At 54.8% G+C, this 13325-nt stretch carries 11 protein-coding genes and 1 tRNA gene; 5 read left to right on the top strand and 7 right to left on the bottom strand.

Annotated features, from left to right (window positions below):
- Positions 1–62 precede the first annotated feature (62 nt).
- The 4 genes from WKK33_RS02825 to WKK33_RS02810 are packed head-to-tail and all read left to right on the top strand — an operon-like array spanning position 63 to position 3867.
- Positions 63–1247 carry an FprA family A-type flavoprotein gene (locus WKK33_RS02825; RefSeq protein ID WP_337932383.1) on the top strand — a complete coding sequence of 395 codons (1185 nt, stop codon included), beginning with the start codon at positions 63–65 and terminating at the stop codon, positions 1245–1247.
- Between the two features lie 23 nt (positions 1248–1270).
- Positions 1271–2209, top strand: coding sequence for a lysophospholipid acyltransferase family protein (locus tag WKK33_RS02820; protein WP_309438020.1), 939 nt, complete (start codon positions 1271–1273; stop codon positions 2207–2209).
- Positions 2206–2964 carry a lipopolysaccharide kinase InaA family protein gene (locus tag WKK33_RS02815; protein ID WP_337468989.1) on the top strand — a complete coding sequence of 253 codons (759 nt, stop codon included), beginning with the start codon at positions 2206–2208 and terminating at the stop codon, positions 2962–2964. Before WKK33_RS02820 ends, WKK33_RS02815 begins: the two co-directional genes overlap by 4 nt.
- A 12-nt stretch (positions 2965–2976) precedes the next feature.
- Positions 2977–3867, top strand: a complete 891-nt coding sequence (locus WKK33_RS02810; protein WP_337569434.1) for a glycosyltransferase — start codon at positions 2977–2979, stop codon at positions 3865–3867.
- 97 nt (positions 3868–3964) lie between these two features.
- Here the strand turns inward: WKK33_RS02810 and WKK33_RS02805 are convergent, their stop codons facing one another.
- The 3 genes from WKK33_RS02805 to WKK33_RS02795 are packed head-to-tail and all read right to left on the bottom strand — an operon-like array spanning position 3965 to position 5654.
- On the bottom strand, positions 3965–4558 hold the full coding sequence (locus WKK33_RS02805) for a Maf-like protein (protein ID WP_337932381.1): 594 nt from the start codon (positions 4556–4558) through the stop codon (positions 3965–3967).
- Positions 4559–4576: 18 nt separating this feature from the next.
- Entirely contained in the window at positions 4577–5095 is a 519-nt protein-coding gene (locus WKK33_RS02800) for an HAD hydrolase family protein (protein WP_337468986.1), read from the bottom strand.
- A 22-nt stretch (positions 5096–5117) separates the two neighbouring features.
- Positions 5118–5654, bottom strand: coding sequence for a nitroreductase family protein (locus WKK33_RS02795; RefSeq protein ID WP_337468985.1), 537 nt, complete (start codon positions 5652–5654; stop codon positions 5118–5120).
- Between the two features lie 134 nt (positions 5655–5788).
- Here WKK33_RS02795 and WKK33_RS02790 point away from each other — a divergent pair, with 134 nt between their 5' ends.
- Positions 5789–6766: a GNAT family N-acetyltransferase gene (locus WKK33_RS02790; protein WP_337468984.1), complete on the top strand. Its 978-nt coding sequence runs from the start codon at positions 5789–5791 to the stop codon at positions 6764–6766.
- A 116-nt stretch (positions 6767–6882) separates the two neighbouring features.
- On the opposite strand, the gene WKK33_RS02785 is transcribed toward WKK33_RS02790, so the two are convergent.
- The 4 genes from WKK33_RS02785 to WKK33_RS02770 form a co-directional block, all read right to left on the bottom strand.
- Entirely contained in the window at positions 6883–7488 is a 606-nt protein-coding gene (locus tag WKK33_RS02785; protein ID WP_337932380.1) for an HAD family phosphatase, read from the bottom strand.
- The gene (locus WKK33_RS02780; RefSeq protein ID WP_337932379.1) at positions 7481–8320 is read right to left on the bottom strand and encodes a LicD family protein; all 840 of its coding nucleotides are present in this window, start codon (positions 8318–8320) and stop codon (positions 7481–7483) included. Before WKK33_RS02780 ends, WKK33_RS02785 begins: the two co-directional genes overlap by 8 nt.
- Before the next feature lie 210 nt (positions 8321–8530).
- Positions 8531–12322, bottom strand: coding sequence for a TIM-barrel domain-containing protein (locus WKK33_RS02775; RefSeq protein ID WP_337932378.1), 3792 nt, complete (start codon positions 12320–12322; stop codon positions 8531–8533).
- A 121-nt stretch (positions 12323–12443) separates the two neighbouring features.
- Positions 12444–12521: transfer RNA gene (locus tag WKK33_RS02770), tRNA-Val, on the bottom strand.
- Between the last annotated feature and the right edge of the window lie 804 nt (positions 12522–13325).

Below are 13325 nucleotides of genomic sequence, written 5' to 3'. Positions count from 1 at the left end.
AAATCGCTCATTTTAAGCTATTCAGCAGATTATAGAAGAATTTTAAGGAAAAATAGCAAACTATGATTCAAGAAGTATGCAAAAATATCAAGTTCGTGGGTTGTGACGATCCCGAGCTGCGCCTTTTTGAGGGGCAATATGTCACCCCGGAAGGCATGTGTTACAACTCTTATGTTATCCTTGACGACCAGATAGCCATCATGGACACCATCGATCCTCGTTGCCAGGAGGAGTGGGCCGCCAAGTTGGAGAAAGCTCTCAACGGCCGCCAGCCCGATTATTTGGTGGTCCATCACATGGAACCCGACCATGCGGGAAGCATAGTGCGACTGCTCAACACCTATCCCAATGTGAAGGTGGTGTGCTCGGCTATGGCCCAGAAGATGCTGAAGCAGTTTAATGAGGACCTCGATCTCACCGACCGTGTGCAGGCTGTGAAGGAGGGCGACACCTTGTCGCTGGGCCATTGCACACTGCAGTTCATCGCTGCCCCGTCGGTTCACTGGCCCGAAGTGATGATGAGCTACGTGCCTGAGGAGCAAGTGCTTTTCTCTGCCGACGGCTTCGGTAAGTTCGGCGTGTATGACGCTGGCGCCGACGACTGGGCTTGCGAGGCTCGTCGCTACTACTTCAATATCTGCGGCAAGTATGGCGTGCAGGTCGCTAAGGCGCTTGGCAAGGTTGCTGCTCTAAGTGGAGTGAAAGCCATTTGCCCACTTCATGGCCCTGTGCTCAAAGACGAGGCCATGCAAGAGGCGCTTCGCCTTTATAACATTTGGGCTCACTATGAGGTGGAAACGCCGGGTGTGTTCATCGCTTACGCCTCTGCCCATGGTGGTACGGCTGCCGCTGCCGAGAAGATGCGCGATCTGTTGCTGGAGCGCGGCTGCCCCAAGGTAGCTATCGCCGACCTCTGCCGCACCGATATGGCCGAGAATGTGGAGGATGCTTTCCGCTACGGAACGTTGCTCTGTTGCGCCGCCAGTTACGACGCCGGCGTGTTCCCCGCCATGCACACATTCCTTTATAAGCTCTCCATCAAGGCTTATCAGAAGCGTCGCATAGCCCTGCTCGAGAACGGATCGTGGGCTCCTTGCGCCGCCCGCGCCATGAAGGGCCTCATCGAGAAGATGAAAGACATCACTCTCATTGAGCCTACCGTCACCATCATGAGCCGTATGCACCGTAGCGATCTGCCCCACATGGAGCAGTTAGCCGACAATATCATGGAGGCCTTTAAAGAGTAAAAATCACCAAGTGGGAACCCAACATGAGTAAGTTTGTCATCTGCCTTTTCCGTCTTGTCTCTCACCTGCCGTTCTGGATGTTCTTCATCCTGAGCGACCTGGAGTACCTGTTGGCCTACCATGTGCTGCGCTACCGTCGCACCATCGTAAGGCGCAACCTCACCAGTTCGTTCCCCGAGAAGTCGCTGAAGGAGATTGTGGCTATCGAAAAGGGGTTCTACCATTGGTTTTGCGATTATTTCTTCGAGACGCTGAAGATGCTCACCATGAGCCAGGAGGAGATGCTTCGCCACATCGAATACCATGGTGTGGAAGCCGTAGAGGACTGTTTCGACCGCGGGCAAGACTGTGCGGCCATCCTCGGCCATTACGGCAACTGGGAGTATCTTTCAGCCACCCCGCTGGCTCTGAAGCGCCATCCCGACGCCCCGGTGGGTCTCATTTATCACCCTCTCTACAACAAGACATTCGACCAGCTCTTCATTGATATTCGGCAAAGCAAGAAGGGCGTGTGCATCCCCAAGCAGCAGATACTGCGATTCCTTGTCACTTATCGCCGCGAAAAGCGTAACTCGCTGTTTGGTTACATTGCCGACCAAGGTCCGAAGTGGGAGAACATCCACCTTTGGCTTCCGTTCCTTGGTCATGAAACACCTGTTTTCACGGGCGCTGAGCGCATCATGCGCAAGATGCACAATGCCGTTTTCTACGTCGACATGGAGCGATTGGCGCGCGGTCGCTACCGTTGCACCTTCAAACCCATCAGCGACGACGCAGCCAATGAGGAGCCCTTTGCCATCACCCGACGCTTTTTCGCCTTGCTTGAGCTGTCCATCCGCCGTGACCCGCAGTGCTATCTGTGGACCCACAACCGATGGAAGCGCACGCGTGAGGAGTTTGAACGTCGCTTCGAAATCAAGGACGGAAAGGTCGTTCCAAGAAAAACCACAACCCCTGCATGAGCACAACCATCATCATCAACCCCAAGTACGCGTCGATTAGCGAGTTCCTGCATAGCATACCCAGTGTGTTTGAGCATGAAGGCCGCGAGATTTACAACGACCGAAACATCATCAAGGTGATTGAGGCTCCCGATGGAACGGAGCTGAACGTCAAACGTTACTGCGTGCCAAAAGGCCCCAATCGCTTTGTCTACTCATCGGGAATCCGCAAGCCAAAAGGCCTGCGCGCCTTCCGGTACCCTCTTCGCATGCGCGCCTTGGGCATTGACACGCCAGAGCCCATCGCCTATATCGAGGAGCGATCCTTTGGCATCCTTGGCCTGAGTTACTTCATCAGCCAGCAGTGTAGCTATGAGCACACGCTGAAGGATGTGGGCGACGCAGAGCCGGGAACTTACGAGGAATTGGCCGAATCGCTCGGAAGGTTCACGGCAGAGATGCACGACAAGCGCGTCTTACATCGCGATTTCTCGCCCGGCAACGTGCTCTACCACATCGACGAGGATGGCGATTACCACTTCTCACTGGTCGACATCAACCGCATGCACTTCGGTTCCGTTGGTGAGAAGCAGGGCTGCCTCAATTTCATACGCCTGTGGGGCCCCAAACATTTCATAGAGTTGTTAGTCAGGTCGTATGCCGACGCTCGCGGCTTCGATTCCGCCAAGTGTGTGGCTTTCACATTGGCGGCAAGGCGACGCTTTTGGTTGAGCTACGGCAAGAAGCACCGAGTTTTATTCAAATTGGAATTATAGTACACAAATATCATGGAGAACCAACAACCCAAGTTCAAGCATTTCATCATAACTCTCTTCAATCTGAAGATATGGAAGGAGGACAAGACGCACCGCGCCACACAGACCGCCGACTGGCTTGCGCAGCGTTTCGACCTGTTTGAACGGTTCTGTCTGCCCTCTGTGGCTCATCAAACGAACAAGAATTTCACATGGCTCTGCCTCTTTGATAAGGACACTCCCACCGACATGCGCCAGCGCATTGAGCGTTGCCAAGCGCAGGTGCCGCAACTGAAAGCCTGCTTTTTCACGGCCGATGAGGCTGTTGAGTTCCTCTCCCATGAGGAAGCGGTCAACTGTCGCTTTATCCGTCGCACCGTAAGAGCCCTGCTCAGCGAGGACGACGCGTTCGTTATTACGAGCAACCTCGACAACGACGATGCCCTGAGCAACGACTATGTGGAACGTGTGCAGCGGCAGTTTGTGGCCGACCAGCGCCACATGCTTTATAGCTTTGTGTGCGGAATGCAGTATTTCGTGCGCCTCAACGCCATCGTTCGCATGCACTATCCTCATAACCATTTCCTCACTTTGGTGGAGGATGCGCGCGGCGACTTCCATACGGTGCAGTATTATGGTCATGCCGGTGCGCGCAAAGTGCTGCCCAACACCGACATTGCCGAGAAGCCTTATTGGCTCGAGAACGTCCACGGACATAACGTTAGCAACGAACTGCGCATTACAAGCCGAGTGAGATATGCGCCTTGTCTCGCTCCTGTCGACCTCCGCCAGTTTGGTATCGACAAGCAGTTCTCTTGGGCTCTCAACCTCAAGAACTTCTTGGTAACGTTGCCCGCTTACTTCGTGAAGATTGCTATTTGGCGACTGAAAAGGAAAATCAATAAGAAGAAAAAGCAGGGATAATCGCTTTTGAACAGTTGATTCATCCTGTGGACCGAATGCAACAAGCATATAAATGATGGCCATCGCTATTCCATAATGATAGCGATGGCCATTGTTGTTAGTCGCACATCAGCTGCAATTCCTGCCAAATGCGCTGCACGGGAAGGCCCATGACGTTGAAGTAACTGCCGTTGATGCCCGTCACTCCGATATACCCTATCCATTCTTGGATGCCATAGGCTCCAGCCTTGTCGAACGGGCGGTAGTTGGAGATGTAATAATCGATTTCGTCGTCGGTCAGTTTTCGGAACGTCACCTCGGTGGTGACGCCAAACTGTCGTTGGTCATTGTGGGTGGTGAGGCACACGCCTGTGATGACACGATGCGTCTTGCCGCTTATTGCGTGCAGCATGTGGTGCGCCTCGTTGGTGTCGTGGGGCTTTCCCAATACCACGCTGCCTTGGTTCGCGTCGTCGACCACCACCACGGTGTCGGCGGTGATGACGAGCTCGTTGGGCTTCACCTCGTAAGCCGATGCTTTCTCGCTGGCGATGAACTGAGGAATCTCTTCCACGGGCAGATCTTTGGGGTACGCCTCGCTGATGCCCTTGATGACGTGCACCTCAAAGTCGAGTCCGAGTCCGGCCAATAGCTCGCGGCGTCGTGGCGAGTTGCTGGCCAGGATGATTTTATAGGGAATGGGTTTAAGCATGTCTTTTCTGTTGTGTTGTTACCAGCCAAAGGCGTGAGCGTTACTCAGCCATTTTCCTTGTGCCCTGAGCACCTGCTCAATGACGTCGCGGGCACATCCGTAGCCGCCTTTTGCGTCGCTTACATAAACCGAAACGGCTTTCACCTCAGGACAAGCGTCGGCCGGGCAACACGGACAACCCACACGTTGCATCACCTGCAAGTCGGGAATGTCGTCGCCCATGTAGATGATTTCGTCATCGCAGAGTCCATAGAGCGCTATAAACTGCTCGTAGGTTTGAATCTTCACGGCACATTTCTGATAGATGTCTGTCACGCCGAGGTAGGTGTAACGCTTGCCAATGGCTTCGGCGTTTCCGCCTGTCATGATGGCGCAGCGCAGTCCTTCCTTCTGCGCCAGTTGTATGGCGTATCCGTCTTTGATGTTGATGGTTCGCATGGGCATGCCCTCATCGTCCATGCCGATGGTGGATGCCGACAACACGCCGTCGACATCGAAGATGATGGCGCGTATTTTCTTTAAGTCGTAATTGATCATTTTAGGTAGCGGTAAGGATGGTTTACAGAGTCAAGTTGGATTTGTTGATAACGTTTTCCCATTTCAGGCGCGCCTCGTCTTGCGGCTTTCGCTCATCGGCAGCGTGGCCCACGGCGATGACGGCGAGCACCTCCTGTTCCTCGGGCAGGCCCATGATGCTGTGTATGGCCTTGTTGGCTGGCGTGCCATCTTTCTGTTTTCGGTCGCGCATCTGCACCCAACAGGTACCCAATCCGAGATCTTCGGCCTGCAGTTGCATCATGATGGCCGCAATGGCTCCATCCTCAATCCAGCAGTCGTTGGTGCTGGGGTCTCCCATTACCACGATGGCCAATGGTGCGCCCTTGAGAAACTGGCCGCCTGCATCCTTGGCTTCTGCCAAGCGAGCGAGGGTCTGGGGATCATCGGTCACGGCGAACCGCCATGCGCGTTGGCTCTTGCTGGTGGGCGACATGAGTGCTGAGCGGAGTATGAGACGCAACTCCTCGGCTGTCACCCTCTCATCGGTGAACTTGCGATGGCTACGTCGTGTTTGTACCAAAGTCTTGAAATCTTTCATAGAAGCTTGTTTTGTCGTTTCCTCGCAAAGTTACAAAAAATCGTTTGAGAAAAGCCTCTTGGATGTTATAAAGTTATTAAAAAACGTAGGGTAAACGCTTTCTTGTCATTTCTTTTTTTACTAATTTTGCCAACGTGAATCCTATACGTGTGACCATTTATTCGCGTGGCGGAACATTGCCCCACCTTTGCGGCAGCAATTTCTTCCATAGCGCCGAGCTTTTCCACATCATTGAGAAGTCGCCCGGCCAGCGTCCTTTTATGGCTGTGGCTACCGATGCGAGCGGCCGCGAGCTTGGTCACATGTTGGCTTTTGTGTATTCGCATGGCATGTGGCTTCCCCCGTTTCGTTATTGGCAGGGGCGCGTGTATGGCGAAGGCGACTATGTGGATGATGCGTGTCGTGAGGAAGTGTTTGGTGAGTTGCTGAAGGCCGTGACGCGAAAGTTGCGCCGCCGCCTGTGCTTCAGCATCGAGTTTAGCGACCTTTCGAAGAAGATGTTCGGTTATCGGCTGTTTCGTGAGAATGGCTATTTCCCCATCGGATGGATGGAAGTGTATAATTCGCTCCATTCCATGGCGCCGCGCGACCGCCTGACTTCCAAGATGTTGCATCGCATAGATCGAGTGGCCAAGTTGGGGGTGGAGACCCGAGAAGTGGAGACCGACGCCGACTTGCACCAGTTCTACAAACTGCTCAATGGCTTTTATCGGTTCAAGATGCGCCGCGTTATTCCCTCTGAGTTGCAGATTAGCCATTTCGACAAGAGCGACAAGGCGCGCGTTTTCATCACCACCTATAAGGGACGCGTCATTGGTGGCAGTCTCTGCCTTTTTTCCGAGGGCAACGCTTACCTGTGGTATTTGGCCTCACGCCGCAAGAGTTACCCCCATCTCCATCCGAACATGATGACCATTTGGCATGCCATCAACTGGGCGTGGGAACACAATTACGCCCATATATTCTTCTTGGATGTGGGGCTTCCCGTTCCACATAGTCCGTTCCGCGACTTCATTCTCTCCTTCGGTGGCAAGCCGGTAAGCACCTATCGCTGGTTCAACCTCATGCCCAGTTGGCTCAATGCCATTGCTTCCAGGATTTACCGGGAGTGAAGTGGCTTAGTCTCCAGGCATTATACCTGATGCGACCGATTGGGGCTAAAAATGCGACAAGGCGTCACGTATGTTGTCGTGACGCCTTGTCGTATAAGTGTTCTTTTACTGTCGGTTTATAGGATGCCCTCGTTTTTCAGCGCCTCCCGCAGTTGGTCGGTGTTGGTAAACACCACACCGTGGAGGCCCGCCCGCTCGGCCCCGGCGATGTTCTCAGGCTTGTCGTCGATAAACAAGCACTCGTTGGGCTTCACGTCGAAGCGTTGGCAGAACGCGTTGAAAATGGCCACGTCGGGCTTGAGCAAATGCACCTCGTGCGAGATGAGGCTTCCCTCCAGTTGGGCGAAAGGCTTGGGGTATTTCCGTATGACGTCGAACACTTTTGTCGACCAGTTGGACAGTCCCAGTACGCGGTATCCCCTGGCTTTCAGTTGCTCCATCAATGGCGTGATGCCCGGCACCTCCCCCGTGAAGATGTCAGCGTAATGCTTGTCCAAGGCGTCGATGGCGTTGACATAATCGGGCCACTGGCGTTTCCAGTCGGCTATATATTCGCCAAACGGCTTGTCTTCCTTGTCGATGAGGTTGTTGTTTTCCTCGTTCAGGATATGCTGCATAAACCACTCGGCCTGCTCTTCGCTTCCCAGTTGTTTAGCGAAGAAAGCCTTGAAGTCGTACTGCACAAGCACTCCGCCGAAGTCAAAAACGATATTCTTAATCATGGTCTTGTATTAGGGACGCTGGGGCATCCTTGTAAGAGTGTTCCAGGTCGAGGTAATAAAAATTGTGCTGAAACTCGGTTCCCTGCTTGGGTGGCGTCATGTAGTCGCCATACATCTTGGTGAGCAACCAGTGGCTGTCGGCAGCGCCACGAAGCGTCAGGCTCTCGAAGGTGTAGGGCTTGCCATCGCCATCGCCATACACCTCGCGCGGCACGATGCTGCGGAAGTCGTCGTCGAAGCAGAGCACATAGCGCGAGCGGTCGTAGTCGTACTTGTGGAGCAGACGACTGATGCTCTTTTGCAGGCCCTCTACGGTGAACAGCTTGCGACAGAGCAGCGGCAGCCACGAACTGGGGCCATGCCCATGGCGGTAAGGGTCGCGGTAGGTGAAGTACAACAGCTTGCAGAGGTGCTTGTAATGGCGCACGTGTAGCCACTGGCACAGGCGGTTGTTGGGCATGCCGTCGAGTGGGAACACATCCACATAGACGCCTCCGAGATAGCGCAAGTGGGCGTGCTCGATGATGGTGGTGCGAGCGTCTTGCATCTTGGCGAAGGGTTGTGGGTAATGCTTGTCGTTCTCGGCGCATATCAGTTCGTAGCCTTCGGGCAACCATTCCTTGCTGTGTGCGATGAGTTGGTCGTAGTCGCTGTGGGGCATGCACACGTCAGCGTCGTCGTCCCAAGGAATGAATCCCTTGTGGCGCACGGCCCCAAGCTGTGTTCCCGCCACAATGAAATAGCGGAGGTTATACTTTTTGCATGTCTCGTCGATGGCCTTCAGGATGCCCAGCATCACGTTGTGAAGGTCGTGGAGATTGTATTCTGCCATAAATCGTTGGTAAGTGTGGTTGTTGCAAAGATACTCATTTTCCACCACAAACCCCTCGTCTTTCTCCACAATTATACGATAATTCCCCGCAAAATCAAGCGACACGCTTTCATTGTTGGCAAAGCTTCCCGTTGCAAGAACATAAAAATCCCCCTTGCCTTCCGACAAGGGGGATGATTATAGAAGCGTAAACCTTTTCGCGTTAGCGGCTTACTTCAGTTCCGTTTCAAGCAGGTTGTTGCTTACGAGCATGCCCTTGGCGCTGGCCTTGGGTGCGCGGAAAGCGCGAAGCGCCTTGAAGTGGATGACGAAGAGCGTGGCAGAACCCTCAATGGTGGGCTGCTGGCCAATGTTCACGAAGGTGGGATAGAGCACCTGTGAGCCATCGGTGTGGTGACGGTCGTAGGTCATGTTGCGCATGTCCTTCACGGCCACCGGATCGGTCTTCGTGTACTGCATGGTCTTGAGGTCGTACGGCATGACGAGGCTCAGGGCGTTCACGGCTTGCAAGCCTGTGCCCTTCACCGTCACGGTCACCTCGTCGCCAGCTTGGTAAGCGGCCTTGTTGTAGGTGTAAGTGATGGTTCCAGCCGGCTGGCGCATGTCCTTCTCGGTTACGCCACCCTCGAGCTGTGTGGCCACGTTCGAGATGTCGTATGCGTCGATAAGGCCGTTGCCGTTGATGTCACCGTTCGAGATGTAGCCGTCGAAGTCGGAGTCGCCCTTCTTCAAACCGGTGTAGTTCATGTAAGATGTCAGGTCGTTCTCATCGATCTTGCCGTCCTGGTTGACGTCTCCGGGGATGAGCACCTTGGTTCCGGGCTGACGGAACACGTAGAGCTCTGCTCCCGATCCGAAGTCGCCCAAAGCCTTCTTCACATCCATGCGGATGTAGCGGGCCTGCTGGTGGTCGGTGAACGTCACGTTCTTCTTGGCCGGTGTGCGCTCCCACTTCTGTGTGCCCACAGCCTGCCAGGTCTTTCCGTCCTTCGAGGTGAATATGTCAGCCTCCAGGATGGTGCCGTTTCCGGCGTCAGCGCGAGGCACATATTGCATCTTGTCGAGTGTGATGGTGGCGTGCAGGTCCATAGTGACGGTGAACGGAACCGCCTTCTCGCTATAGTGGGTATGCCAGATGTCGCCGCTCTCCTGGAAGTCGAAGAGGCGATGGATGCCGAATCCAGGCATGTCCTTGGCCGTGTTGGTGGCTGTGATGCCGTGTACGGCAAACTCCAGCGGGTTCTTGTCGGTCTTGGCGTTGATGGTGGTCCACTCGCTTTGACCATCGGCGTTGACGGCGCGCAGTTCAAAGGTGTAGTCGGTTCCAGGCTGCAAATCCTCGAAGAGCAAGCTGTTGTTGCGGATGGTAGAGTAGATCATCGAGTTGAATCGAATCTCGTAATAGTCGGCGTTGTCCACAGCCTTCCAGGTCGGTGTGAGCGTGTAGGGAGCCACCTTGGTGTCGGTGGCCACCGGAGCGCTGAGTGTTCCGTGGTTGGTGAGCATGCGTGTTGCTGGTTTGTCGTAGACGAAGCCCTTGACCTCGATGGTCGTTTCGTCGGTCATGATGTCGCCCTTGGCGAGGTTGACCTCGATCACCGGGTTCTTCGTTACCTCCACCTTGGCCATGTCGGTGCCCTGTGTAGAGAACTGGTTGAGCTGCGGGCGCTCCACGTAACGCCATGTGTTGGCGCCCTCACCCTCGGTGAGCGTCACCTTCTTCTTTCCAATGATGGCGCGAACGCTCTTAGGACGTGCGGTGGTGTTGATGCGGACGAGGGTCGATTTCTCCTTCACCATGCCATCGTAGTTGCCCTCCGTGGGGCAGATGGTGATGGCGAGGTTGCCCTTGGCGTCGAGCTCCGATGTCACCTTTGTGGTGGCGTGCTCACCGCGCATGTAAGCCTCGGTGTTGCCATCGTCGTCGTAGAGCGTAAACTCAGAGTGGCCTGCGGGCCAGATGTCGAAGATACGCTCGGCTGTGTTCACCTCATGGATGTTGTTGTTGGGGCGGTTCATCGGCACGATGGCTCCTGCCTTGACGAAGAGCGGAAGCTTCCAGATGGGAGCGTCGAAGTTGTTGAGGATGCGGCCACCCTCGTAAACGTCGCCCGTGAAATAGTCGATCCACTGACCCTCAGGCAGGTATATGCCGTTGCGGATGTCGTTGCCCTGTGCGTCGGCCTGTGTGGGCTGGTAGATGGGGGCCACGAGCATCGACGGACCGTACATGTACTGGTACTTGGTAGCGGCCGAATGGGTGAAGTCGCTCGGATAGTCGAGGAACATGGCGCGGATGAGCGGTTGGCCAGCAACGGCCTCGTAGGCGCACGAGTAGGTGTAAGGCAGCATGGCGGCCTTCAGCTTCAGGTAGTTGCGGTTGATGCTTGTGGCGGGCTCGCCCAGCGCCTGCGGGTATTTGGGGTTGGCTCCCCAACCATCCATGTTGAGCTGCATGGGGGTGAACGCCTTCCACTGGAAGTCGCGGATGTTGACCTCCATGTTCTTTCCACCGAAGATACCGTCCATGTCGGAGGTGATGTTGCTCATGCCCGAGAGTCCGGCGCCGATGTATGTAGGCACGTGGAAACGGATGTATTCCCATTCGCCGCCCTTCTGGTCGCCAGTCCACACACCTGCGTAACGCTGTGTGCCGGCCCATCCGTCGAGCGTGATGATGAACGGACGCGCGTCGGATCCATAGTAAGGCATGATCTGGCCCACATCGGCGATGCCGTTGAGGCCGAAGCTATAGCCGGCTCCCACCCAAGCCACGTCGGTCTTGAGCACACGCACACCTGCGTCGCGCACCTCTTTCACGATGTCGCGCTGCAGAAGGGCAGGGATGGAGTCGATGGGGTGGAGGTTCGATTGGGTCCAGAGACCAATCTCCACACCCTTCTTGCGGGCGTAGTCGCCAAAGCTTTTCAGGTTGGCGATGTTGCCGTCGAGCGTGCTGGTCTGTCCGTAGCCTGCGCCGTAACCATCGTTGGGTAGCACCCATCCGAGTGGCATGTCGGCGTTGAGATAGCGGTCGATGACGGCGCGAGCAGAGAACTGGTAGTTGTCCTTCTCGCCGTTCAGGCTCTCCTTGATGCCACCGTTGTCTTTCTGGCTCTCGGTGTAGCGCTTGCCGTCCTCGAAGAGAATGCCGCGGTTGGTGTCGTCGGTCTCCTTCCAGTAGTCGCGGTTGTAAGCGTTGAGGTGACCCTCGTAGAAGGCGAACTTAGGCAGCAGCACAGGGTTGCCGGTGAGCTGGTAGTAGTCGTCGAGCAGTTGTACGGGACGCTCGTCTACCATGACAAACACGTCCATGTAAGGCGTGTCGTGGCTGATCGTCACCTCGCCCTTGCGCGTCTTGCCGAAGTCGTAGGCGCCCTGTTTGAAGGTGTGGCACATGACGGCGTAGCCGCCTGTCGACCAATAGAACGGGGCGGGCGAGCAAACGCCGCCGTCGGTCCATGAGTTGGTGTTCACAATGTCGATCTTCTCACCACGGTGAGAGAAGCGCCCGTTCTGCACGCCACCGCCGTAGAACCACTCGTTGGGCTGCTGGCTGAGGGTGAGGGTCGTTTTGCCGCGCTCGAAGAGGGTGGGCTCGGTCTGGCTGACCACGGTGTGCTGGCGACGGAGGTCGGTCACGCTGACGAGCGCGCCCTTCTTGGCGAAGTCAACGCGCACGTTGGCCGTGCTGACGCTCACCTTATGGTCGTCGCTGCTAACGGTCAGTTTGCCCACGTCGCGACGCGGGTTGTTGGTGAGGATTTTAGCCTCGGGCGATGCCTCGGGGTCGCGAACGATACCGCCACTGTTGTCCTGAAAAAGGCGGAAGATGCTTGGGCCGTAGAAATCAACGGTCAGCGTGTGGCCGTCAGACAGCATCACCTCAGCGGTGGTGTTGTTGATACGGCGGATGCCCGTTACGTCGTTAGCTGTGGCGGCCAGCGCAGGAGCGGCGGCTACCAAGGTGCCGAGCAACAGACGATTAAAATAGTTGTTCATGGTTATGAAGTTAGATGTACGTACTCAGTAATATGCATTTAGGCTTGCTTTGGTCCAAGGCCATCGTTGGGGCGTAAAGAAAAAGGTGTGTCAAAGTTATCTCTGACACACCTTCTTTTGTTGGTAGGGACGCCCGGGCTCGAACCGGGGACCTCTGCAATGTGACTGCAGCGCTCTAAACCAACTGGGCTACGCCCCTGTTTACGGTGTGCAAAATTACGAAAGATTTTCGGTTCCTCCAAATTTTTCGCCAAGAATTTTCTGATAAAATGCATTTTTTGTTGATTTTGGGGCTTTTGGGTGGTTGGGCGCCAGGTGAACGGCATCCGTTAGTCCCTACGGATGCCGCCATTCGGATGCGTTGGAGTGGGGCGACGAGCGGAACGAATGGTTGGATCGATAGGGCAAACGTGGTTTGTGCAAGGGTGCTTTGTAGGCGCCTTATTATATAAGGTGTGGAAAGCATATGGGTGCGAAAGCGCCATTCTTCCAAGAGAGATTATTGGATGAAACTACTTGGTTGGTTGCTAATATTATTTACATCTTTTAGGATGTTTATACTGCTTTTCGTAGACTGCTGTCTGTGAGGAATATGCTATTTGTCACGTATTTTGGCTAAAAAGTTTGTCTGTGATTTCGGATGAAATAGAGAAAAAGAAAGCCGTTTTTGCGCGGTTGTGACCTCCCGAGCGGCCGGTCAGACTACCGTTGGGCATCTATCGATCTGCCGTTTGGCATGTTCCGCGGTGCGAAAGCTAAGGCATCGAGACCCGATTGGGCATCTTTCGTTATGCGAAAAGGCATGTTTTGCAATGTAAAATGCGGGATAAAGAAGGTTGCGCTTTGGTTTTAGATTATAAGATGCTGATTATAAGTCGAATACGTAAATGCGCTGAGAATCGCGTATTTGAGCCCAACTTTTCTCCCGTTCAAAAGAAGTGTGTAGATTGATGTATAGATTGTTGTCGATTTTCAGCGTGTCGCCAAGTTGCGGTTGCTTCCC

Source organism: Hallella sp., assembly GCF_037460745.1.
GTDB classification, from domain to species: Bacteria; Bacteroidota; Bacteroidia; order Bacteroidales; family Bacteroidaceae; genus Prevotella; species Prevotella faecis.
This window is presented reverse-complemented; position numbering and strand designations above follow the sequence as displayed.